Raw genomic sequence first — 22,856 nt, 5'->3', positions numbered from 1 at the left:
TGTGACAAGCGCCTTCGCGAAACGGACAAATCACAGAGATCGGCCCCCGGAACACCGGCTCCAGCCGACGTTCCGGTCAGCCGAGTCCGTGACCGTGACGGCGCTCACGACCACGGACCGGAGCCGAAACCGATGTCATCCTCTTGCCGGTGGCGTTGTACCGGCGCAGGCCGGCACGGCCGGTTCCCCGAGCTCCTCGCGGCTCACGTTCAGCGCCTGGGCCCGCGCGTCCACAGCCTTTTCGAGGAGCCTGAGGGTCGACTTGTAGGTCACCCGGGTGGTGAGCCGGGCGAGCTCGGCCAGAGCGGCCTGTCCCTCCATCGCTCCCAGGGCGTTCGCGCAGGCATTGGCGAGCTTGGGCAGGGCCGGCCCGATGCCCGGCGCCTTTCGCAAGGACTCCTCCAGCATCGATCCCAGACCGCGAACCGTCCGTGGGTCTTCCGGCAGGAACGACAGCAGCCACACCAGGCCACGGGTCGCGAAGTAGTTGTGGTCGTCGAAATTCTCGACCGTGCGCGGATCGCTCGCCAAGGACAGCCAGCCCAGGGACCGGTCCCGGAACGCCTCCGCGTCGAGCTCGGCGAGCAGCGCCCGGCCCTTCCTCTCCCACGCCGCGCTGGGACGAGAGGCCCTCGCGGTGACCGCGTGCCCGACCAGATCGGTCCATGCGGCCGGCAACTCCACGAGTTCGGCGAGCGCGCGATCCGTCCACGGTTGGCCCTCGTTGAGCGGCGGGTGGTGATCGTCCAGCATCGGCACGGTCTTCTTCAGCTCCTTCACCTTGAAGGAGTTGCCGGCGGCATCCGCGCGTCGCATCTCCGCGCCGAAGTCCACCGGGACACCCCGCCCGGAGGCCAGCTCGACCCATGCCATTTCCACTGCGAAGTGGATACCGTAGCGTCTTCTCGGAACGGCCTTCAAGGCCTCCTGGCGTGCGCTCGCCAAACGATCATCCGGCCTGCCCAAGGAAAACGACAGCAACGCGTGCGTGAGGAGAATGGACTCGCGTCGGGCCGTCGAACCAGCCGATTCGTACAGGTCCGTGAAGGCTTCGAGCATCGGGAGTCGGATGTTCTCGGGAAGACTCTTCAGATTCTCCGAGGTGCCGATCCCCTCCTTGTCCGCGAGGACCATTTCGCACGCTGCCACCACGTCACCACTTTCGACCGCGGCCGCCAACGCGGTCTCGAACTCGTAGAACCCGTCGAAGTCGTGTATCAGCGCCTCTTCACGACCCCCGGACATCGTCTCGTCGGTGCACACCAATCGCGTCATGGCGGGAGACTAGAGCCTTGCGCCGACAACCCGTCTCGATGTGAGACCGACCAAGGTAAGCGCTTTCTCCCCGCTGCGGGGGATGACGTGCGCTTTCCTGGCGGGTATGCGTTTTCCCTGGGTATCGACAGGTGCCGAACCGAGACCGGGGGCCTCAGGGTCTCCTCCTACCGGCGGACGGCCCTGAGGCACTCCCGTGCAAGCCCGAGGTCAGGGCGTCAGTTCGATGGTGACTTCTTCGGTGACGCCGTTCACGGTGACGCCGAGGTCGATCGTGGCCGCCGCCAACGCGCTCAACCGGCCCGTCTCCGGGTCGAACGCGGCGACGTGGTCGGCCTCGGCCTCGTCGGCCGGTCCGATGTGGACGTCGTCGGAACCGGACCAGTCCGCGCTCACCGGGTAGGCGACCGGCAGGGCGGTGCCGTCGTTGTCCACCGTCGCGGTGACCTCGACCTGTTCACCGACCTCGACCGAGGTCGGCGCGTCCAGTTCCAGCCCGTCCACGTGGGGGCGCGTTTGGGTCGACACCCAGTCCTCCGTGGGGTCACCACCGGTGTCGATCCCCCACATCGACCAGCCGGTGAAGCCACCGTCGGTGGGACCGGCCGAAGGGTTCTTGCCGACGTTGCCGTTGATGACGTAGGGCACACCGTCCACCCGGTCGGCGTGGAACACACCGACGTGCGCGCCGATGAACGCCACCCCCTTGCCGGTGTCGCTCTGGAAGTCGGCCAGCCAGTCCTCGACGGTGTCCGCCTCCTTGCGGTCCGACAGCTCGCTGGCCTTGGAGGGCAACGGATCACGGAAGGGCACGTGCTGGGACACCACGACCGAGGTCACGGCGGGGTCGTCGGCCGCGTCGTTGAGTTCTTCGCGCAGCAATGGCAGCTGCGACCAGTCTCCGGCCCGGTAGGAGAACCGCGCCGTGTCCAGGAGGATGAACCTGGTGCCGTGGTGATCGACCACCTGCCGGGTCTCCCCGAACGCGTCCCGGAAGTTCTCCAGCGTCCCCTCGGACACCTCGTGGTTGCCCGGCACGTAGTAGTAGGGCAGCTCACCCTCCAGCTCCTCGTCGAGGATGCGTCGAGCCAGCGCGAAGTCCTCCGGTGCGGCCTCGTCCACGAGGTCGCCGTTGATGATGAGGAACTCGGCGTCGCTCTCTCGGATCGCGCGGAGCGCGCGCCGGGTGTTGGCGACGATCTCGCTGTCGGGGTCCCGGGCGACGAACTGGGCGTCGGACAGGACGGCGAACCGCCAGTCCTGCCCGGCCACGGTCTCACCGGACGTCACCACAGGGTCGACGACCGGTTCGGTGGGCGGCACGTCCAACGGCGGCGGAACCATCGCGGTCAGGTCGTCGACGATCACCTCGCCGTGATAGCTCGCGTCGGGTTCGGTCTCGGCGAAGTAGATCCGGCGCAGCGAAATCGGGTATTGCGTGCCCGGTGGCACTTCGAAGGCCACCTGCTGCCAGCCCGGTTCGTCGAGGTATCCGGCGCGCATCGCGGGCAGCAACTGGCCGGTGCCGTCCCAGACCTGCATGCTCGCCCACTCCCCGTTGCCCTCGGAGTGCACCCAGGCACGCAGCTCCCGCGGCCGGCCGGGGATCTGTAGTTCCTCACCGGGTGGCAGGGCACCGCCGGTACGGGTTCCGGTCTCGGCGGTGAAGTCGTAGGTCAGACCGACCCCGTCACCCTCTCGGCCCTCGGCCACCGCGACCTCCCCTTCGGCGCGCTCACCGAAGTAGGACCAGTCGGCCGCGTCCTCGAAGTCGGCGACGACGACCTCGTCCAGGCCGACGGTGACCGCGAGGGTCGTCTCGACCTCACCGACCCGGATCGTGGCGAGCGTGGCGCCGCTGTCGGTGGCGGCCCGGATCTCGAACCGCCCGTCCTCGGTCACCGATACCTCCGCGACGGACTCGTCGATGCTCGTTTCGACGTCGGCGGCCTCGATCGGCGCGGTGAATCCGTGGGAGTCGTAGCCGATGACCTCGATCACGGTGGCGGCCTCGGAGTCGCTGAGTCCCACCCGTTCGGGTGTGGTCTCGATCCGGGTGAGCTCGCCCAGCACGGTCAGGTCGATGTCGCTCGTGGCGCCGCGTTCCCTGGCGGTGACGGTGGCGGTGCCGGCCGCGTGCGCGGTGAACACGCCCTCCCGATCCACCGAGCCGACCCCGTTGTCGTCGGAACGCCAGATCGGGTCGCTCTCCACCGGCGCGTAGGTCTCGTCATGGCCGGCCGCGGTGAGCGTCCGGGTCAGGCCGGGGAAGACACGGTCGGGCCGGCCGGGCGCGACGTGGCCGGAGCCCTCGGCACGTTCGGGTTCGACCTGGGTCCGCACCCAGAACCCGTCGAGCCGACCGCTGCCCTCGGGGGCGAACAGGGCGAGCCCGTTGGGCACGGCGCGCTCCTCCCCGTCGGAGGGCCGGTTCTCGACCTGGACACGGTCCCCACCCGGGGTGCGCGCGACCATGGTGGCCGAGCCGCCGCCGTCGAGGTTGACCGCGGTGTGCGCGCCGGCCTCGACCATCATCTGACCCAACTCGTCCAGGCCCACCCCCTCGGCGAAGGAGGGCTGCCGCCCGTCGACGCTGAGCAGGTACATCTGTGAGCCGTCCTCGGAGAAGCCGATGGCCATGCGCGGGGCGCCCGGGGTGTTGTCGTTCTCGCTCGCGTCCTGGGCCTGCCCGTCGACGACGAGCATCTGACGGCCGTTCAGCGCGGCGTGGATCTCTTGGTCCTCGGCGGCCCTCGCGTCGTAGTCGATACCGACCGCGTCGCCCACTTCCAGTTCGGACAGGGTCTGGGCGCCGTCCTCCCGGCCGACCAGGACGAAGGCGTCGTCGGCGATCTCTCCTTCGCGCGGCTCGTCCACGATCTCGGTGACCACGCCGTCGGTGACCACGACCTCCAGCGCCCGCGTCGCGTCCTCGGTGACCCGGCAGCGGCAGTAGCTCCCCCACATCGGGGTGAACGCGGCGATCTCGCCCGTGCCCAGCGCCGGCTTGTTGATCGCGTCCAGCGACGGTGTCTCGCCGGTGGGCAGCTCCACGGTGCCCTCGAAGAACACCTCGCCGATCGAGCCGAGCCCGTCGGGGGTGAAGATCGCGGCGGACTCCCGGTAGTCGCCGGCGATCGGCGACTGGATCAGTTCACCGTCCCGCACGGCCACGCCCTGCGAGGCACCGGAGGCGTTGATGTCGAAGAAGTCGCCGTTCACCGCGGCGACCGCTTCGACCTCGTCCGCCTGCTCGCTCACCGGCGCGGTTTCGGTCACCTGTCCGGGGAACAGGTAGTCCACGCTGACTCCGCCGGTGAGGTCGGTGGTCAACAGGTCGCCCTGCAACCAGTTGGGCGTCCCGGTGTAGGCGTCGGGCCCGTAGGCGTCGAACGAGGTCAGCGTGACACCGGGGGCGACCGGGCGTTCGGTGTCGAAGGTCTCCAGCCGTGGCTCGGGGTCGTCGGCCCGGGTGGTCGATCCGGTCGGTGGGATCTCGACGGTCTCGCTGAACCCGGTGCGCTCGCGCGGATCGTCGGTGTCCGCGCTCGCGGCCGGGGTGAGGGTGAAGGTGAGGGCCAGAGCGGAGCCCGCGGCCACGAGGGCACGCGTGCGTGAGGGAATCGGCCACCGGCGATCCATGGGAAGCCTCCGGGCGGGGGATGTACGGGGGGAACCCTTTGCGTTGACTTCCTACCACCGAGAGGACCTCTTGGGTAGGAAGCCAACACACCCCGGATTCTGTTCGTCCCCGGACAGGGCCCGCCACGCGAGGATCCGACCTGCGAACACGCCGCGTTCCCATCGCTATCGGGCGATCCCCGAACAAGCCCCCCGTATCCGGGTTTCACCCGCAGTCGGTGCTTTCGTCACGTGCCCGACGGGCCGCGGTACCCGTTCCCGCGACCCGTCCGAACGTTCTGTCAGTCGAACTCCAAGCCGAGCAGGGCGTTCTCGGTGACCTCCGGCAGCGCCGGGTGGATCCAGTACTGCTCCGTCGCGACCCGGCGCACGTCCAGGTCGAAGGCCAGGACGGTGATCATCTGCTGGATCAGGGTGGCCGCCTGAGGGCCCATGTAGTGCGCGCCGAGCAACTTGCCGGTGTCGCGGTCGGCGATCAGCTTGCAGATGCCGGTGGTGTCCTCCATGGCCCAGCCGTAGGCGACGTCCCCGTACTTCTGCACCTTGACCGTCACGTCGTGGCCCCGTTCGCGGGCCTGGTCCTCGGTCAGTCCGACGGTGGCGATCTGTGGGTGGGTGAAGGTGGCCGCGGGAACGTGGTCGTGCGGCATCTTCCGTAGATCGTCCGGGTGGAGCAGGTTGTGGCGCACGGCGCGCATCTCCGCGTTGGCGACGTGCTTGAGCATGTAGGGCGAGGAGACATCACCGAGGGCCCAGACCCCCTCCGCGGAGGTCGAGCGGCCGTACTCGTCGACCACCACGCTCCCCGTCTCGGACATCTCGATCCCACCCGAGGCCAGGTCCAACCGATCACCGTTGGGTACACGTCCAGTGGCCACCAACAGCACGTCCCCGGAGACCGACGAGCCGTCGTCGAGACGGACGGTCACCCCGTCCTCGGTCTGGTCGGCACCGATCACGGTCGGACCGCAGATGAGCCGGTAGCGGTCCGCGGCGAGCTCGTTGAACCGCTCGTTCAGGTCCGTGTCCAGTCCGCGCATCAGCGCGGAGCGGGAGACGATCGTGACGTCGGATCCCAGCGCGTCGAAGACATGGGCGAACTCCATGGCGATGAAACCCCCACCCACGATGAGCAGGGACTTCGGCAGCTCCGGCAGCCGCATGATGTCCTCGTTGGTGTGGTAATGCACCCCCGAGGCCTCGATGGCGTTGGGGATGAACGGGCGGGAGCCCGCGGCGATGACCACCTGGTCACCGGAGATGATCTTCTGCTCATCGCCTTGGCCGGTGCGCAGGGTGCGTTCGCCGACGAAGACGGCGTGCTGGTCGTAGACGTCGATGTTGGGGGTCTTCGGGCCGCGACGGTACTCCTCGCCCCCGGCGGAGATCGGGTCGACGCGGTCCTCGAAGACGCGGCTGACGATGCCCTTCCAGTCCACGGATTCGACCCGGGCGTCCAGGCCCAGCCGCCCGGACCGAGCGGTCTCCAGCGCGGTGTCGGCGGCGTGGACGTACATCTTCGTCGGGATGCAGCCGACGTTGAGGCAGGTACCGCCGAACGTCCCCTTCTCGATGATCGCGATCGACCTGTCCTCGAACTCGGGCCCGGGGATCGAGTTCCCGGACCCGGTGCCGATGATGACCAGGTCGTAGTGGTGATCGACCACGATGTCACTGGCAGGGGCGTCCATGTCATGTCCTCACTACGGGTTCTGTGCGTGCGCGACCAAGGCGGACCCGATGCACGGCCCCGCCCTGGACACCCCAGGGTCTCAGGGACCCCGGCACCCGATCCGAGCGCACACGAGTACCCAAGGACGGCCCGGACGGCGATATTCCGATCCGTCGCCCGTCGTCGTCTCACCACCCGACGGTTCTGCGACAGAGCCGGGACATTCCGGGGACGGGGCGGCCACCGTCGCCGGACACCCTTCACCTCATGACTCGGAACCCGACCACCGCGCGCTCCCTGCCCCCTCCCACGCACAGAACGCACGTACCCGCGTTGGACGGGCTCAGGGGCGTGGCGGTCATCGGGGTGCTGCTGTTCCACACCGGCCACCTGTCCGGTGGCTTCCTCGGGGTCGACCTGTTCTTCGTCCTTTCCGGATACCTCATCACGGACCTGCTGCTGTGCGAGATCCGGGCGAGCGCGAACGTGTCGCTCGGAGCGTTCCTGGGGCGGAGGATCCGCCGACTGCTACCGGCCCTGGCCGTCATGCTCACCGCGGTCACCCTGCTGGTCTGGTCCTTCGGGCCGCCCGACATGGTGCGCACGACGCTCGCGGACGGACCATGGGTACAGCTCAACGTCCTCAACTGGCATCTGATCGCGGAGTCGGCGGGGTACTGGGACGCCTTCGGCTCGGCCCGCGTGTTCGAGCATCTGTGGAGCATCGCGGTCGAGGAACAGTTCTACCTGGTGTGGCCGGTGTTGCTGCTGGTCCTGGCGCGACGTGTCGGCAGCCCGGGCCGTTGGGTCATGGGGGTCGCCGCCGCGGGCTCGGCCCTCGCCCTCGTCCTGATGATCTGTCTGGTCGACCCGGCGGACCCCACCCGTGTGTACGTCGGCACCGACACCAGGGCCTTTTCCGTTCTGCTGGGCGCGTTGGTCGCCACACCGACCGTCCGTGACGCTCTGGCCCGAGGGATCGATCGATGGGCGGGAGCCGCACTGGTCGTATCGGCGCTCGGACTCGGTGTGTCCTGGGTCCTGGTCGACGGCACGACCTCGCCATGGTTGTTCACCGGCGGCCTGTTCGCGCACTCGATGGCGACCGCCCTGCTGATCGCCGTGACCGCGCACGCGCCGCGGACCATCGTCGCGCGGATCCTGGCCTGGGGGCCGTTGCGGTGGACGGGACTGATCTCCTACAGCCTGTACCTGTGGCACTGGCCGGTCATCGTGCTGCTCTCCCCCGAGGTGATCGGGCTCCACGGATGGACCTGGACCCTGGTCGTGAGCGCCGTGTCCATCGGGGCTGCCGCCCTGTCGAAGTACCTCGTCGAGGATCCGATCCGGTTCCACGCGAGATGGGCCAGAGGACGCGGGGGCCTGGTGGCGTTCGCGGCCGTCATGGTCGCTCTCGCCCTGCTGTGGGTGGTCCTCCCCGTTCCCCCACCGGCCACGGTGGATGTGACCAAACTGGATTGACGCTCCGAACCGGCGTCACTCGTACAGGGGGCAGGTGCGGCGCACTTCCGACTCGGGGGTGAACTGCACGAAGCGGATCCGTACACGCGTTCGCTCGGATCCGCCGTTCTGCACATGAGAGGTCCGCGCGGTGCACACGATCTGGTCGATGCCCATCGGGGTCACGTCGCCGATGTCCAGGGGCACCCGCAACTCGATCGCCTCCGAGTGGGTCGTCACCTCGACGTTGGTGACCGACGTCGACGCGATCTCCGTTCGCACCTCGGAATCGCCCGGGCCGCTCAACAGCAACGACACCGCGTCGGAAACCGTGCCCAGGCGCTCGGTGCGCCGAAATTGGGGCCGGAGTTCATCGTTGTCGTCCACGAAGTACAACGTCACCCCGGGGGCCACACCGGTGGGCGCCTCACCCGCGTCGGAGACACCGGAGGGCCGGACCCCGCAGCCCACCACGGCGACCAGGAGCACCGACACCAGCGCACACACCACCGTCGAAGAAAAGTCCGATCTCACCCCCGCACCCCCCGTTCCCGCCCCGGATCGATATCCCCGGATGCTCTGGGCAGCCGCAGCACGAAACGCGCACCACCATCGTCACCGTTACCGGCGGTGAGGTCACCGTCGTGCAGGCGGGCGTTCTCCAGCGCGATGGCCAGTCCGAGCCCGCTGCCCGGGGTGCGGGTACGTGCGGCGTCGGCCTTGAAGAACCGGTCGAACACGTGCGGCACCACGTGTTCGGACAAGCCCGGTCCGCCGTCGGTCACCACGAGGTTCACATGGGTCCGGTCGGCGAAGACGCTCACCCGCACAGGAGGTTCCCCGTGCCGCAGGGCATTGCCGACCAGGTTGGCCACGATCACGTCCAGCCGTCGACGATCCACGCGCACGGGCAACTCCTCCGGAGCGTGGATTTCGACCTGGTCGAGCCGGTCTCGGGCTCGCAGGGTGTCGCGGACCGCCGAGACCATGTCCACCTCCTCCTCTCGCAGGCGGGCCGATCCCGCGTCGAATCGGGAGACCTCCATCAGGTCCTCGACCAATCGGACCAGCCGTTGGGTCTCGCTGATGGCCATCCGCGCCGATTCCCTGGCGTCCTCCGCCATGTCCTCCGTTGAGGCCGCCAGGACCTCGGTCACCGCCGTCAACGTGCTCAGCGGGGTGCGCAGCTCGTGGGAGACGTCCGCGGCGAACCTCCTGGCGTCGGCCCGCATCCTCTCCATGCTCTCCATGGAGCCCTGGACCGACTCCGCCATCTCGTTGATCGTGACGGTGAGTTCGGCCAGCTCGTCCACCCCCTGCGGTTCGGTCCGCGCGTCCAGGTCACCGGCGGCCAGTCTCCGCGCGGTGTCTCGGAGCTCGCGGACCGGGCGGAGCACCCCACGTGCGGTGAAAAGGGCCAAAAGGGTGGCCAGGAGAAGCACCGCCGCGCCCGCGACGGCCGCCGCCCTCACCAGAGCGTCGACCTCCTCCTGCACCGCCGACAGATCCCGCACGGTGTACACCTCGATCCCGGACGGGGTGCGCTCACCGTCCGGCGCGGTGATCATGACGGGGGCGCCCACCAGGAGCCATGGTCGGTCCGCGTCGACGACGCGTTGGGTGACGACGCGGTCCCCCGCCCGCACCGCCTCGCGCAACCCGTCGGTGATCAGGTCGGTCTCCGTCCCGTCGACCGATCGCAGGTCCTCGAAGACCACCAGGGTGTCGGTGCCCACGCTGTCGCGTAGACGGTCGAGCGCGGCCTGGTCGGGCGGATGGGAGACCTCGTGGGTGACCGCGCCGATCTGCCCGGAGACGGTCTCTGAGATTCGCCGCTGGTTCGAGGCCACCAGCGCCTCGCCGGCCGATTCGGTGATGGCCCAGGTCGCGGCCAGCGACCCCAGTACCGTCACCAGCGCGAAGCCCGCCAACAGGCGAGGGCGCAGACCACGGGGCCACCAACGACCCATCACACCGGCCCGAACCGGTAGCCGAACCCGCGCACGGTCTGGACGTACACCGGTGCGGCGGGGTCGGCCTCGATCTTCGCCCTCAGCCGCTGCACACAGTTGTCCACGAGCCGGGAGTCACCGAGATAGTCGTGCTCCCAGACCTCCTCCAGCAGTCGCTGCCTGCTGTACACCCGCTCGGGTGACCGGGACAGGGTGAGCAACAGGCGCATCTCGGTCGGGGTCAGCATGACGGGCGCCTCGCCCACCGTCACCGTCAGCGACACCGTGTCGACGCGCAGGTCGCGGTGGACCCGCACCTCGTTCGGCACGTCGACCGTGCGCCGCAGCACGGCGCGGACGCGCGCGTCGAGCACGGTGGGTTGCACCGGTTTGACCACGTAGTCGTCGGCGCCCGCCTCCAGGCCACCGATGACGTCGAAGTCGTCGCCTCGGGCGGTCAGCATGATCACGGGCACCTCGCTCTCAGCCCGGATGCGACGGCAGACCTGGAACCCGTCCATGCCCGGCAGCATCAAGTCGAGCACCACGATGCCCGGTGACCTCTCGCGGAACTCGCGCAACCCCTCCTCGCCCGTGTCCGCCGTACGGACCTCGTGGCCGTGCCTGGACAGGGCGAGCTGTAGTCCGCGTTGTAGCAGCGGATCATCTTCGATGAGCAGGATCTCCGTCACACGTCCAGTATGGGTCGTCGTGACCTTCCCGGGCGGGGCGGCGGAGGTTCTGCGACACATCCGCGACATGACGGCGCAGGCGCCGGGACACGGCCCGGAGACGATCGGCGCCATGACCACGACACAGAACCCCGACACGATGTCGCCCACGCGGACCGGGTCGCTCACCGGGCCCGCCTCCACCTCTCCCCGCGGCCGAACGGCCCTGGCCACGACCGCCGCCCTGACTTCGCTGGCTCTGGCGTTGACCGCCTGTACCGGCTCCTCCGAAGCGGACGCCCCGTCCACGCCCCCGGCCTCGGACGCACCGACCACCACGGCACCGCCCAAGGTCCTCCTGCTCGGCGACTCCGTTGGCCAGGACGTCGCGCTCGCCCTGGACGCGGCCTTCGAAGCGAGCGGGGTCGAGTTCGAGTCGCTCGCCTCCGAGGGCGGGGGCAACGTCGTCGGGCCGTTCTCCGAGGAACGGTGGGAGACGTTGCCCGAGGAGGTCGAGACCGCCGAACCCGGCCTGGTGATCTACCAGATCACCGGTTACGACTGGGGCACCGAGGAGGAACAGCGGGAGGGCTACGAGAAGTTGGTGGACACCGTCACCGACGTCGACGCGACGCTGCTCTTCGTCACCATGCCACCGATCGAGCCCGACGAGTTCTACGAACCCCACATGGAGGACTTGGAGCGGGCCCCGGAGGTGGCGCGCTCGGTGGCGGCGGACTCCGATGGCCGAGCGGAGGTCCTGGAGGCCGGTGAGGTGTGGGGAGACGACTACCAAGCGAGCAGGGACGGTGAACCCGACCGCAACCCCGACGGCATCCATCTGTGCCCACAGGGCGCCGCCCGGTTGACGCACTGGATGCTCGACCAGTTGGAAACGCGTTTCCCCGGCCTCACCCCGGCGGCGCCCGAGGAGTGGGCCGACACCGGTTGGGCCTCGGACGACCGGTTCGGAGCGTGCTGACGACGAACCCTGGTGTGGCGACACGAACGCGACACCTCGAAGGACCTTCCGGCACGGGGCTCTCCCATCGGGACGAGCTCGTGCGATCGGAAAAGCCCGGGAGAACGGCGGGGCGAGCAACATAGCGGGTGGCAGCACGAGCGCCCAGGGGCCGAAGGACCGACGCCCCTGGGCGCTCGTCCTGGTCGTCGGCCTCGGTGATGGACGAAAGCCGGCCACCATCGGTGTTCGGGGCGCCGCCGCTCTCCCCGCTGAATTCAACGCCACAGGGAAAGTCTGCCCCCAGAACAATAAGCACAATTATTCCGTTAACATCGAGGAAACAATACAAAACAACTCAACCTTCGGACTCCAGCCCGAAGAGTTGACAGTGGCGTGCGACACAGTTACTCTATGTTGCATATGTCGGAATTTGCATTGTCGGCGCAGCGCCGATCCGGGCGCGGGCTCAGGTCGTACTCCACGACCCGAGCCGTACTTCGCGACCCGGCCGACTCGCACGCCTCGACTGACACGATCGGTCACGAGAACGACTCGTGGGCAGGCGTAGCGATCGGCTGGTGGGGCGGCGATCCCTAACCGGGCGCACTCCGGGGCATCGAATCGACATCGACATGCGTGCCGAGCCGCACGCATATCATTCTGCGGCACCCTCGTAAGTAGGGTCTGCTGTTTTCGCCGTAATTCGTCGGAATCAGCCCTGTCTTTCCCCTCTCCCTGATTCACTTTCCCAACGCGCACTCGCGTATTCTGAGACCCGACCCGTGTCTCTGTCCGAATATTCACGAGGAGGCTGTGTTCGTCATGCCCGAAAACCCGAACCCAGGAAGAGATGAACCAAGCTACCACCGAAAAGGTCGAAAGGATGACAAAGATAATGATGAATCCTTGAGCCCACGGAATCGGCCGAGCACCACAGCACTCGGAAGCCTGGACTATAAGCATCCCCATTACCCCCACGACACACACCCGGTCCTTGTTCCAGGCATCGCCATCGACGAACAACGCCGCCGCTACCGGGTCGACTGGCTCGTGTTCGCGGTCGCCGGCTCGCTGACGGTCGCTTTCGTCGTCTGGGGCATCTTGTCACCGGAAAGCGTCGCCGGGGTCGCCGAGACGGCCTTCTACTGGTCGACCGACAACCTCGGGTGGATGTTCAATGTCGTGGCCATCGTCGTGCTCGTCGCTCTCCTGGGCATAGCGTTCTCGCCCTACGGAAGGATCCCGCTCGGAACGGACGGCGAGAAACCCGAGTTCAGTACGTTCTCCTGGACGGCGATGCTGTTCGCCGCCGGACTGGGCGTGGCGGTCCTCTTCTGGGGACCCTCGGAACCCCTCGGCTACTTCATCTCACCGCCTCCGCTGACCAGCGAAGCCGAGTCGGTCGAAGCCCTGCACACGGCTCTTGCCCAGATGTATTATCACTGGGGCTTTCACGCGTGGGCCATCTACGCACTGGTCGGCGGCTCCGTCGCCTACGCCGCATATCGCCGCGGGCGCTCCCTGCTCATGTCCTCGATCTTCCGCGCGTTGTTCGGGCAGCGGCTCACCGAGGGTTTCGCCGGAAAACTCGTCGACATCTTCGCGATCATCGCGACACTCTTCGGCACCGCCGCCGCTCTCGGTATCGCGGCCATGCAGATCGGCTCCGGTGTCAGCATCATCTCGGGTGCCGGGGATCTCACAAACGATACTCTGGTCGTCATCATCGCGATTTTGACCATCGGTTTTGTTGTTTCGGCCGTCTCAGGGGTCTCCCGGGGCATTCGGTACCTGTCGAACATCAACATCGTACTCACGATCGGCATGATCGCGATCGTGCTCTTCCTCGGCCCCACCCTGTTCCTCCTGAACCTGCTTCCCTCGGCGATCATGGAGTATTTCGGCTCCATGTTCGATATGATGGGTCGATCGCTCTCGTGGGGTGCGGACACACAAGAATTCCAATCGGTGTGGACCGTCTACTACTGGGCATGGTGGATCTCCTGGTCGCCCTTCGTGGGCATCTTTATCGCACGCATCTCCCGTGGTCGCAGTATCCGTCAGTTCATTCTCGGAACGATCCTCATCCCGTCTTCGCTGCTCTTCATCGCCTACGGGGTGATGGGTGGAACCTCCATCTGGATGTACCGGGAAGGCGCGAACGGATTCACCGATGACATGCCCGCGCCCGAGGTGCTCTTCGCCCTCATCGGAAACCTGCCGTACGTCGAATGGCTGCCCTATGTCGTGATCCTGGTGCTCGCGATCTTCTTCATCACCGCCGCCGATTCCGCTTCGGTCGTGATGGGCATGCTCACCACGCAGGGAGATCAACAACCCCGCCGTTGGGTGGTCGTCTTCTGGGGCCTGGTCATGTCGGGAATCGCGATCGTGATGCTCCTTCTCGGCGATGCGATGGCATTGGAAGGATTGCAGCAACTCGTGATCGTCACGGCGGTGCCGTTCGCACTCGTGCTGATCGTCGCCATCATCGCGTGGTTCAAGGAATTGCGCACCGATCCCCTCGCCCTGCGCATGCGCTATGTCAAGACGGCGGTGAACAACGCCGTGACCGAGGGAGTGGACCGGTACGGCGACGACTTCTCACTGAAGGTCGTCGAATCCCCGCCCGGGGGCGGAGCGGGGGCCGACATCGACTCCACCGATGAGAGTTACACCGAGTGGTACCAGCGCACCAATGAGGAAGGCGAACCGGTCGGCTACGACTTCGAGACCGGGGAGTGGGCCGACGGCTACGACGCGGCCACCGGTGAGACCTCCAAGACCACGCCCGAACAGTTCGCGACGGCACAGGACGTTCTTCGTGCCGAGGCGTCGGAGACCGGGGAAGACCATGGGGACCGCTGACCTCCTCGCCCTCGGCCCCCGCCGATCAGCCGACGTCGAGGGCCAGGCGAAAGCCCGTATGTCCGAGGGTCGTGTCCGCGGTCACCGCGGTACGCGCGGAGGTGCGATATCGACGGCAGTACGACGCGTGGCACATGTACGATCCGCCGCGCAGCACGGGTCGTCCATCGGTCTCGCCGAAGACGCCGCTGGTCCACTCCCAGACATTGCCCGTGGTGTTGTACAGACCGTAGGCGTTGGGTACGAACGACGCGGCGGGCACGGTGCCGACCACTCCGGTCGGGCCGTCCGGGAAGTCACCGGGGAAGGTGTTCATGCGAGGCACTCCGTCGGGTTCTCGTACCGCACCCCAAGGGAAAGACCGCTGTTCGAGCCCACCGCGCGACGCGAACTCCCACTCGGCCTCCGACGGAAGCCGGGCACCGACCCACTCGGCATAGGCCATCGCGTCCCGCTGCGACACGTGGGTGACCGGGTGTGCGCCGCGGGACTCCGCCGAGGACCCGGGGCCCTCGGGCCGGTACCAGCACGCTCCCTCGACCCGACGCCACCAAGGAGTCCTCGCGACCGCCGGCGCACCGTCGCGCAACCTCTCAGGCAGCAGGCCCTGGAACACGAGCGAGTCCCCCAGCCGCTCTGCCTCACTGCGGTACCCGGTGTCGAGCACGAAGGCGGCGAACTCGGCCACCGTCACCGTCGTCGGGGCGATGGCGAACGGCTCCACCCGCTCCTCGCGAACAGGTCCCTCTCCGTCCTCGGGGTAGGCGAACCGATCCGTGCTGCCCATGAGGAACGCGCCTCCCGCGAGGCCGATCATCCGCAGCTCGTCGTTCGCGGTGGCGGTAAGGCGCTCCAGCGTCTTCACGTCGGCGCCCGCCAGGCCCTCCGGCCGTCGGCGGGTCGTGTCCCGTTCGGGACCACAGCAACTCATTCGAACCCCTTTGTTCCGTCTCACTGAAGGGAAGACCCATGACTCGGAATCGGCCGAACATCATCGTGATCCAGGCTGACCAGATGGCAGCGCAGGCTCTCGGCGCCTACGGTGATCAGGCCGCGAAGACCCCGAACATCGACGCGCTCGCCGACGAGGGAGCTGTGTTCGATCGCGCGTACTGCAACACTCCGTTGTGCGCGCCCTCGCGTGCGTCGATGATGACCGGCCGCATGCCCTCGGCGATCGGCTGCCACGACAACGGAGATGATTTCGCGGCGTCCGAACCGACCTTCGCCCACCGGCTGCGGGCGATCGGCTACCACACGGCGCTGATCGGGAGGATGCACTTCATCGGACCGGATCAGCAACACGGCTTCGAGGAGAGGCTGACCACCGATGTCTACCCGGCCGACCTCGACATGGTGCCCGATTGGAATCGCCCACTGGCGGATCGGCTTCAGTGGTATCACGACGCCGACGCGGTGTTCACCGCCGGAGTCTCCAAGGCGACGGTGCAGCAGGACTTCGACGACGAGGTCGGTTTCCGGACCCTACGGCACCTCAACGACAGGGTCCGTGTCAACCAGGCCGCGGGGGAGAACCTGCCCTTCCTGATGGTCACCTCGTTCATTCATCCGCATGATCCGTACGAGCCGCCACGCGAGCACTGGGACCGGTTCGCCGACGTCGAGATCCCTGATCCGGCCCACCCCGAGGTTCCCGACCCCGAGCAGGATCCGCACAGCCACCGCCTGCGAACGATGAGCGGGTTCGACGTACGGGAGCCCGGCATCGGCGAGGTACGCAGGGCCCGCCGCGCGTACTACGCCGCGGTGAACTATATCGATGACCATGTCGGCCGTATTCGCGAGCGCGTCGAGGAGCTCGGGCTGGCCGACGACACCGTCATCATCGTCACGAGCGACCACGGTGACATGCTGGGCGAGAAGGGCCTCTGGTACAAGATGTCACCGTACGAGCAGTCCTCGCGGGTACCGATGATCGTGCACGGACCCGAACACCTGGTGCCCAAGGGCCGTTTCGCCAACACGGTCTGCCTACTCGATCTGATGCCCACCCTGCTGGAGCTCTCGGGGGCTCCTGCGGCAGGTGAGCAGGACGGGCGGTCGCTGCTGGAGACCGCACGTCGGGAGCGCTCGGGCGAAGAGACCCCGCAGGATCGCGACATCGTGATCGAGTACCTCGCGGAGGGCACGTTGCGTCCCCAGTTGACGCTGGTGCGAGGGCACCTGAAATACGTGCTGTGCCCCGGCGATCCGGAGCAGCTCTTCGACCTCTCGGTGGACCCGGACGAACTGCGCAACCGCGCCGGGGCGCCCGAGTACGCGGAGACCGTTCGCCAGATGCGGGCAGCGCTCCATGCGCGATACGACGTCCCCCGCCTGGAATCCGATGTGCTCGCGAGCCAGGCGAGTCGTCGTCTCGTCGCCGAGGCGCTGCGGAACGGGCGGGTGCGCCGTTGGGACTTCGATCCCGAGCCCGAGCAGCGCTACGTGCGTGGCGACTTCTGGGAGGCACTCGGCTACGGGAAGGTCTCCGACCCTTCGAGATGAGGCCCGCGCGGGCCGGGCTTGCCACCTCCTCGCAGGCCCGGCCCGGCGCCACTCGTATGACGACGCGATTCCAAACGCTTGCACCTCTTGAGGTACTCACTCCCGATTTCCTTCTCGGATGCCGGCGAACCCGCAGGACACAGAGGTTCTGGACGGTCGGACTCTTCTTCTCCTTTGCAAGCGCTTGCAATACACCCCTTGACATGGAAAGCGCTTTCTCTACTCTCGGGGAGTACGGCAGATGAATGTTCACCCCCTAGTCAACGCTCATTCTTCAAGCTGAAAGGTGGGTCATCAGTGAGACGATCAATCACGCGACGACTCGTGTCGACGCTGGCCACCGCGGCCCTGCTGGGAGCCGTTCTGTCCCTGCCCATGTCCCCCGCATCGGCACAGACCGGAAGCGCCACGGGTTTCGCGACTCAGAACGGCGGGACCACCGGCGGCGCGGGCGGGCAGACCGTACGGGCCACGACCGGAACCCAGCTCCACCAAGCCCTGTGCGATCGGCCCGACACCAGCACTCCGATCATCATCGAGGTAGAGGGCACCATCGACCACGGCAACACCTCCAAGGTGTCGGGGGACGGCTGTGACACCGCCGACGACGTGATCGAGCTCAAGAAGATCAGCAACGTCACGATCGTCGGCACCGGCAGCGGAGCCGTGTTCGACCAGCTGGGTATCCACATCCGGGAGTCCCACAACATCATCATCCAGAACGTGACCGTCCGGAACGTCAAGAAGTCCGGCTCGCCCACGTCCAACGGCGGTGACGCCATCGGGATGGAAAAGGACGTCCGCAACATCTGGGTCGACCACGTCACCCTGGAGGCGTCGGGTGGGGAATCGGAGGGCTACGACGCCCTCTTCGACATGAAGAACAACACCCAGTACGTCACCCTCTCCTACAGCATTCTGCGCAACTCCGGCCGTGGCGGCCTGGTCGGGTCCAGCGAGAGCGACCTCTCCAACGGCTACGTCACGTACAACCACAACCTGTACGAGAACATCGACTCGCGCGCTCCCCTCCTGCGCGGCGGCGTCGGACACATGTACAACAACCACTACGAGGGACTGCAGAAGTCCGGCATCAACTCCCGTGCCGGGGCCAGCGCGAAGGTGGAGAACAACTACTTCAAGGACTCCAAGGACGTCCTGGGCACCTTCTACACCAACGAGAGGGGCTCCTGGGACGTCGGCGGCAACGTCTTCGACAACGTGACCTGGTCCAGCCAGGGCGACGAGAACTACCCCGCCGGGCCCGACCCGCAGTCCACCACGTCGGTGAGCATTCCCTACCCCTACGAGCTCGACGACGCCGGCTGCCTGTCGGAGGTGCTGAACCAGACCGCGGGCGCGGACAAGGGCAATCGGGTCTCGGACGGTGACTGCGAAGCGAGTGAGCCCACCGATCCCGATCCGACCGACCCGGACCCCACGGACCCGGACCCGACCGACCCCGATCCCGATCCCACCGACCCTGACCCGACCGATCCTCCCGCTGGGACCAACCTCAGCCTCGGGGCCGGGTCCGGGGCCGACGGCTCCGGCAAGGCCGGCGGGACCAGTTACGGGAACGTCATCGACGGTGACATGAACACCTACTGGTCGCCGAGCGGCTCGACCGGTCGCATCTCGGTCAAGTGGGGTTCCGACACCACGGTGTCCACGATCGCCATTCGCGAGGCGGCCGGAGCCGAAGGCGACATCGGTTCCTGGCGGGTCGTCGACCACGACACCGGCGCCGTCCTGAGCACCGGCAGCGGAGCGGGGGTCATCACCTTCACCCCGACGACGCTGCGAAAGATCAACTTCGAGATCACCGACTCGAACGGCACACCGCGCGTGGCCGAGTTCGAGACCTACGCCGGCGCGCCGCCGAACAACTGAGGTCGACCCCCGCCTTCGGGCGATCGGTCCTTCGTGGCCCGGGACGGTAACGATGGTGTTCCCGTCCCGGGTCCGACCCGCCCCCGCTCCACGCGGGGGCGGCCGGTCCTGGGTGGTGGGCCAGCAGCGGCCGGACGATTTCCCAGAGCCCGACGGGCAACACATCACTCACCGAAGGTGCTCATGTCAGGGTCAGAGCTATCTCGCAGAACTTTTGAGATGAGCTCTTACACCAGGGTCGAACGGGAACCCCTCTCTGTCATTTCTGCCCGAACGATCTGCCACGCACGTACGGTCGGCCAGATCAGTGGAAGGGCGATAACGAGGTACAAGAGAAGGCCGAACCCGCCGGCCGTGAACAACAGGGCAGGGCACATGACGGCCAGGGAAAGCAGACCGGCGACAAGAATGGGTCGGGCTCTCTCTATGTGTCTTGCGAGTGCGAAAGAGAGGCCGACAGCCAGGAAGATGAAAGGCGAACACAGGAAGATCGCTCCCGTGACCACCGATCCGGGCACGTAGGCTCTTGAGAACCCTGCGGTGAGAGCGAATACGAGAACTCCGAGGATCGCGTAAACGAGGATCGCTCCGGCGCTCGACACGATCGGCAGGGGGACTGCGGTATCCCCTGGTTCGTACGGCTCCTTCGGACGATCGACGTTCTTCTCGGAAAGCGCGGCCAACAGGCCTGAAAGTGCGGCCAGGAGGCTCGGCGCGACCCATATCGCATACAGGGCCCACGGGGCGTGAGCCAGAGAAGCCGGCAGGGAGAAGGGCACCATCAGCCAGTGCAGGAGGACGGCGATCGGTATCGGAGCACACGTGAGAGGGACGAAGATCGACCTTCGACTCCTCTTCGACCGGTGCAGTCCCCAGCCGGCGGAGGCGGCCGATCCTGCGAGGATCACCGCGGCCACGACGTTGGGGGCCGACGCGATTTCGTCCAGGGACCTGAACAGCGCGTAGAAGAGGAGAGCCCCGAACGTCCCGTGCACGGTCACGGTCATCGCGGCCCAGAACCGTGAGATCAGGGCGATGCGGTTGTCATCCACTCCGGTCACCGCGGCCCATCACATCGAACATCGAATATCTCCCACTCTCCTCCGGCCACGCCGCCCATGTAGTCGAGGGACGATTCCTCGTGGAAGTATCCGGAATGGTGGTACCTCTCCACGTCTGTTCTCCCATGCTGCACACGCCCCGCAAAGTCGACGGGATGCCGTCCAGGTCGCGCAGGAGGTCGGGGTGCACCTCCATGGCGGTCTCCTGCTCGGCCTTGCTCAGGGAGTTCCACCAGGTGTGGGCGGCGCCCGGGGCGGCCTTCTCAGCGATCATACGGTTCGGTGGCCTTCGAGTCTGCGGCAAACCGGTCAGCCGGCCAACGAAATCCGAACAGCCACCAAGAATTTACATTGATTACCATAAGACAACAACACGAGGGCGCCCTCTCCAAAATATTAACAGCCCCGAAATTTCCCGCCTCTCCGACCTCGCACTTCCCGCATTCCGAGACATCTCTTCCCTCTGGGAACAGCACTGTGTAGAGTCCGACCGACTGCGCTTCATCAGAGATCTCCTACCCTCAAGGAATCTGGGATTCACCAATGATCGTCCTCTCGCACACCGATGTCATCGGACCTGATTCTGATGTCGAATGGGGAAACGTGAGGAGCCGGTCGGAAACGTTCGCCGCGGCGTCGAACGATCGGATCCCGGGCTGACATGCGCGCCTACCTCACCTTCCTGGGTACCAACCGGCGCTGGCTGCTGGGCTGTTTCGCGCTCTTCCTGTTCTCCTCGTTCGGGCAGACCTTCTTCGTCTCCCTGTTCTCCACCGCCATCCGCCAGGACCTCGACCTCACCCACGGGCAGTTCGGCTCCCTGTTCATGATCGCGACCCTGGCCGGAGCCCTGGTGATGACCCAGTTGGGCAAGGTGGTGGACCGGTACGGCGCCGGGCGGGTCATCCCCGTGCTCATGCTGATGCTGGCTCTGGGTGCGGCGATGATGGCGCTGGCGACCCACGTATGGATCCTCTTCCTGGCCCTGTTCGCCCTACGGCTGTTCGGTCAGGGGATGATGACCCACACGTCCTTCACCCTCACCGGGCGGTGGTTCGTCCGGGATCGCGGTCGCGCCACCTCGGTGGCCACCCTGGGGCTGAACAGCGGGGAGGCCGTGCTTCCGCTCGTGGTCATCGCCGTCTTGGCCGTGGTCGGGTGGAAGGAGACGTGGTGGGTCGTGGTCGCCCTTCTCCTCCTGCTGGCCTGGCCGATGTCCGCCCTCATGCGCCGGGAGCGCGCACCGGCCGGCGTGGACGATGACCCGGCGGTGGCCACGGTTCGCGGCTGGACGCGGCGCCAGACCCTCCGCGACCCCTACTTCTACCTGCTGCTCACCGCCATGGCCGCGCCCGCCCTCATCGGCAACACCGTGTTCTTCCACCAGGCGCACTTGACCGAACTGCGTGGTTGGGAACCCGCCCTGTTCGCCTCGGCCTTCTCGGTGTACGCCGTGACGACGGTGGTGTTCAACCTGGTGGGCGGTTTCCTCGTGGACCGCCTCACCGCGCTGCGGCTCGTGCCCGTCTACCTGGTTCCCCTCGGCCTCGGTCTACTCGTCCTGGCTGCGGTGGAGGGGCCGTGGAGCATCGTCGTGTTCATGCTGCTGTACGGGATCACGAACGGACTGTCCCTGAGTCTGTTCGGTGCGGTGTGGCCCGAGGTGTACGGGGTCGAGCACCTGGGGTCCATCCGGTCGGTCATCGTGGCGGTCCTCGTCCTGGCCTCCGCGGCGGGTCCCGGTGTCGCCGGGCTGCTGATCGACGCCGGAGTGGCGTACCCGACCCAGATCGCGGCCCTGGGTGCCTACTGCCTGCTGGCGTCGATCACCGTGGCCTGGTTCGTCTCACGTATTCGGAGCCGACTACGGAACGACCGGGCTTTGGCGAAGTGAACCCCCGGAACCGACCCCCACCATGAGCGCTACTGGGACCGGAAGCGTCCCGGGCTCATCCCGGTGACCCTCCGGAAGGCCGTGCTGAACGAACTGGCCGAGCGGAAGCCCACGCGTTCGGCGACCTCCTCGATGCCCTCTCCCCGGGCCAGCATCACGATCGCGTGCTGGGCGCGGGCGGTCGCGCTCCACTGGGCGAAACCCATCCCGGTCTCGGCGTGGAAGGCCCGAGTGAGGGTCCGCGAGCTCACTCCCAGACGTGTGGCCCAGGCGGCCAGGGTGGTGGTGTCGGCCGGGTCCTCGCGCAGGGTGTCGATGATCGGCCGCAGCACGTCGGATTCCGGAAAGCGCAGCAGGAATTCGCGTTCGGCCGGGGCGAGCACGTCCAGCACCATCGACTCGGCCTTGGCGCGCGATTGGGGGGTGAGCTCCTCATCCCCCAGCCGGCCGAGCAGCAGCTTGAGCAGCGGGGTGACCTCGACCGCGACCGGGCGGTCGGACAGCGGCGCGACCTCGCGGACGCTGAAGTGGGCGGCGCGGTGCCAGGTTCCCGAGGGGGTCCATCCCGAGTGCGGCACGCCCGCCGGGATCCACAGCCCCACCGAAGGGGTGATGGACCACAGGCGCGCGCCCACGGTGGCCGAGGAGGCACCCCGTTCGTTCCAGAGGAGTTCGTGGGTGGGATGGGAGTGCTCCTCCCAGAAGGTGTCCTGCGCGATGACCTCGACGCTGCCCCGCATCACGAAGGGCACGTCGATCTCACCGGCGGCGTAACTGGGCAGCCTACGGCTGTCGGAACTGGCGCGCCGGGCGGAGCGAGGGTCGATGCGGGGGTCGGATACGGGCACCTCACCAGGGTACGCGGCGGCGATCGGGGCGGAGCGGGGCGAAACTATGCTTAGAATGAAAACCGTTTTCATTCCCTATTTCGTACGACCCCCGGAAAGCGAGGACGGATGCGGCACGCCACCGCTCCCCCCGACGCACCTCCCCAC

At 67.2% G+C, this 22,856-nt stretch carries 16 protein-coding genes; 6 read left to right on the top strand and 10 right to left on the bottom strand.

What is annotated here, in order from left to right; all coding sequences use genetic code 11:
- Nucleotides 1-135: 135 nt before the first annotated feature.
- The 3 genes from BQ8420_RS06100 to mtr form a co-directional block, all read right to left on the bottom strand.
- Nucleotides 136-1,275, bottom strand: coding sequence for a hypothetical protein (locus BQ8420_RS06100; RefSeq protein WP_087096829.1), 1,140 nt, complete (start codon nucleotides 1,273-1,275; stop codon nucleotides 136-138).
- A gap of 210 nt (nucleotides 1,276-1,485) precedes the next feature.
- A complete protein-coding gene (locus BQ8420_RS06095; RefSeq protein WP_087096828.1) occupies nucleotides 1,486-4,917 on the bottom strand; it encodes a phosphodiester glycosidase family protein in 3,432 nt (1,143 codons plus the stop codon).
- Nucleotides 4,918-5,198: 281 nt separating this feature from the next.
- Nucleotides 5,199-6,608, bottom strand: coding sequence for a mycothione reductase (mtr, locus tag BQ8420_RS06090; protein ID WP_087096827.1), 1,410 nt, complete (start codon nucleotides 6,606-6,608; stop codon nucleotides 5,199-5,201).
- A 248-nt stretch (nucleotides 6,609-6,856) separates the two neighbouring features.
- Here mtr and BQ8420_RS06085 point away from each other — a divergent pair, with 248 nt between their 5' ends.
- A complete protein-coding gene (locus BQ8420_RS06085; protein WP_087096826.1) occupies nucleotides 6,857-8,071 on the top strand; it encodes an acyltransferase in 1,215 nt (404 codons plus the stop codon).
- Nucleotides 8,072-8,086: 15 nt separating this feature from the next.
- On the opposite strand, the gene BQ8420_RS06080 is transcribed toward BQ8420_RS06085, so the two are convergent.
- The 3 genes from BQ8420_RS06080 to BQ8420_RS06070 are packed head-to-tail and all read right to left on the bottom strand — an operon-like array spanning nucleotide 8,087 to nucleotide 10,694.
- Nucleotides 8,087-8,545, bottom strand: coding sequence for a hypothetical protein (locus BQ8420_RS06080; protein WP_235005961.1), 459 nt, complete (start codon nucleotides 8,543-8,545; stop codon nucleotides 8,087-8,089).
- Nucleotides 8,546-8,580: 35 nt separating this feature from the next.
- Nucleotides 8,581-10,020, bottom strand: coding sequence for a HAMP domain-containing sensor histidine kinase (locus tag BQ8420_RS06075; protein WP_087096824.1), 1,440 nt, complete (start codon nucleotides 10,018-10,020; stop codon nucleotides 8,581-8,583).
- The gene (locus BQ8420_RS06070) at nucleotides 10,020-10,694 is read right to left on the bottom strand and encodes a response regulator transcription factor (protein ID WP_087096823.1); all 675 of its coding nucleotides are present in this window, start codon (nucleotides 10,692-10,694) and stop codon (nucleotides 10,020-10,022) included. Before BQ8420_RS06070 ends, BQ8420_RS06075 begins: the two co-directional genes overlap by 1 nt.
- A gap of 112 nt (nucleotides 10,695-10,806) precedes the next feature.
- Here BQ8420_RS06070 and BQ8420_RS06065 point away from each other — a divergent pair, with 112 nt between their 5' ends.
- Nucleotides 10,807-11,655, top strand: coding sequence for an SGNH/GDSL hydrolase family protein (locus BQ8420_RS06065; protein WP_235005960.1), 849 nt, complete (start codon nucleotides 10,807-10,809; stop codon nucleotides 11,653-11,655).
- Between the two features lie 804 nt (nucleotides 11,656-12,459).
- On the top strand, nucleotides 12,460-14,505 hold the full coding sequence (locus tag BQ8420_RS06060) for a BCCT family transporter (RefSeq protein ID WP_087096904.1): 2,046 nt from the start codon (nucleotides 12,460-12,462) through the stop codon (nucleotides 14,503-14,505).
- Nucleotides 14,506-14,530: 25 nt separating this feature from the next.
- Here the strand turns inward: BQ8420_RS06060 and BQ8420_RS06055 are convergent, their stop codons facing one another.
- Nucleotides 14,531-15,436, bottom strand: coding sequence for a formylglycine-generating enzyme family protein (locus BQ8420_RS06055; protein ID WP_087096822.1), 906 nt, complete (start codon nucleotides 15,434-15,436; stop codon nucleotides 14,531-14,533).
- A 38-nt stretch (nucleotides 15,437-15,474) separates the two neighbouring features.
- Here BQ8420_RS06055 and betC point away from each other — a divergent pair, with 38 nt between their 5' ends.
- Both betC and BQ8420_RS06045 read left to right on the top strand, forming a co-directional pair.
- Nucleotides 15,475-17,013, top strand: a complete 1,539-nt coding sequence (gene betC, locus BQ8420_RS06050) for a choline-sulfatase (RefSeq protein WP_087096821.1) — start codon at nucleotides 15,475-15,477, stop codon at nucleotides 17,011-17,013.
- A 375-nt stretch (nucleotides 17,014-17,388) separates the two neighbouring features.
- Nucleotides 17,389-18,906, top strand: coding sequence for a polysaccharide lyase family 1 protein (locus BQ8420_RS06045; protein WP_200815828.1), 1,518 nt, complete (start codon nucleotides 17,389-17,391; stop codon nucleotides 18,904-18,906).
- Nucleotides 18,907-19,133: 227 nt separating this feature from the next.
- Here the strand turns inward: BQ8420_RS06045 and BQ8420_RS06040 are convergent, their stop codons facing one another.
- A complete protein-coding gene (locus tag BQ8420_RS06040) occupies nucleotides 19,134-19,958 on the bottom strand; it encodes a hypothetical protein (RefSeq protein WP_087096819.1) in 825 nt (274 codons plus the stop codon).
- The gene (locus tag BQ8420_RS06035) at nucleotides 19,951-20,241 is read right to left on the bottom strand and encodes a hypothetical protein (protein ID WP_087096818.1); all 291 of its coding nucleotides are present in this window, start codon (nucleotides 20,239-20,241) and stop codon (nucleotides 19,951-19,953) included. The genes BQ8420_RS06040 and BQ8420_RS06035 overlap by 8 nt, the downstream gene beginning before the upstream one ends.
- Nucleotides 20,242-20,628: 387 nt before the next feature.
- Between BQ8420_RS06035 and BQ8420_RS06030 the strand changes: the two genes are divergently transcribed.
- Nucleotides 20,629-21,861, top strand: coding sequence for an MFS transporter (locus BQ8420_RS06030; protein WP_087096817.1), 1,233 nt, complete (start codon nucleotides 20,629-20,631; stop codon nucleotides 21,859-21,861).
- A gap of 29 nt (nucleotides 21,862-21,890) precedes the next feature.
- Here BQ8420_RS06030 and BQ8420_RS06025 read toward each other — a convergent pair whose 3' ends face one another.
- Nucleotides 21,891-22,757 carry a helix-turn-helix domain-containing protein gene (locus BQ8420_RS06025; RefSeq protein WP_369825473.1) on the bottom strand — a complete coding sequence of 289 codons (867 nt, stop codon included), beginning with the start codon at nucleotides 22,755-22,757 and terminating at the stop codon, nucleotides 21,891-21,893.
- Nucleotides 22,758-22,856: the final 99 nt, after the last annotated feature.

The sequence above is a fragment of the Nocardiopsis sp. JB363 genome, assembly GCF_900143625.1.
GTDB lineage: Bacteria > Actinomycetota > Actinomycetes > Streptosporangiales > Streptosporangiaceae > Nocardiopsis.
This window is presented reverse-complemented; position numbering and strand designations above follow the sequence as displayed.

What these genes read in the sequence shown, in the direction of transcription:
- BQ8420_RS06100 (WP_087096829.1), bottom strand. Translation starts at nt 1,275, where the DNA reads ATGACGCGATTGGTGTGCACCGACGAGACGATGTCCGGGGGTCGTGAA.
- BQ8420_RS06095 (WP_087096828.1), bottom strand. Translation starts at nt 4,917, where the DNA reads ATGGATCGCCGGTGGCCGATTCCCTCACGCACGCGTGCCCTCGTGGCC.
- mtr (WP_087096827.1), bottom strand. Translation starts at nt 6,608, where the DNA reads ATGGACGCCCCTGCCAGTGACATCGTGGTCGATCACCACTACGACCTG.
- BQ8420_RS06085 (WP_087096826.1), top strand. Translation starts at nt 6,857, where the DNA reads ATGACTCGGAACCCGACCACCGCGCGCTCCCTGCCCCCTCCCACGCAC.
- BQ8420_RS06075 (WP_087096824.1), bottom strand. Translation starts at nt 10,020, where the DNA reads ATGGGTCGTTGGTGGCCCCGTGGTCTGCGCCCTCGCCTGTTGGCGGGC.
- BQ8420_RS06065 (WP_235005960.1), top strand. Translation starts at nt 10,807, where the DNA reads ATGACCACGACACAGAACCCCGACACGATGTCGCCCACGCGGACCGGG.
- BQ8420_RS06060 (WP_087096904.1), top strand. Translation starts at nt 12,460, where the DNA reads ATGCCCGAAAACCCGAACCCAGGAAGAGATGAACCAAGCTACCACCGA.
- BQ8420_RS06055 (WP_087096822.1), bottom strand. Translation starts at nt 15,436, where the DNA reads ATGAGTTGCTGTGGTCCCGAACGGGACACGACCCGCCGACGGCCGGAG.
- betC (WP_087096821.1), top strand. Translation starts at nt 15,475, where the DNA reads ATGACTCGGAATCGGCCGAACATCATCGTGATCCAGGCTGACCAGATG.
- BQ8420_RS06045 (WP_200815828.1), top strand. Translation starts at nt 17,389, where the DNA reads ATGTCCCCCGCATCGGCACAGACCGGAAGCGCCACGGGTTTCGCGACT.
- BQ8420_RS06035 (WP_087096818.1), bottom strand. Translation starts at nt 20,241, where the DNA reads ATGATCGCTGAGAAGGCCGCCCCGGGCGCCGCCCACACCTGGTGGAAC.
- BQ8420_RS06030 (WP_087096817.1), top strand. Translation starts at nt 20,629, where the DNA reads ATGCGCGCCTACCTCACCTTCCTGGGTACCAACCGGCGCTGGCTGCTG.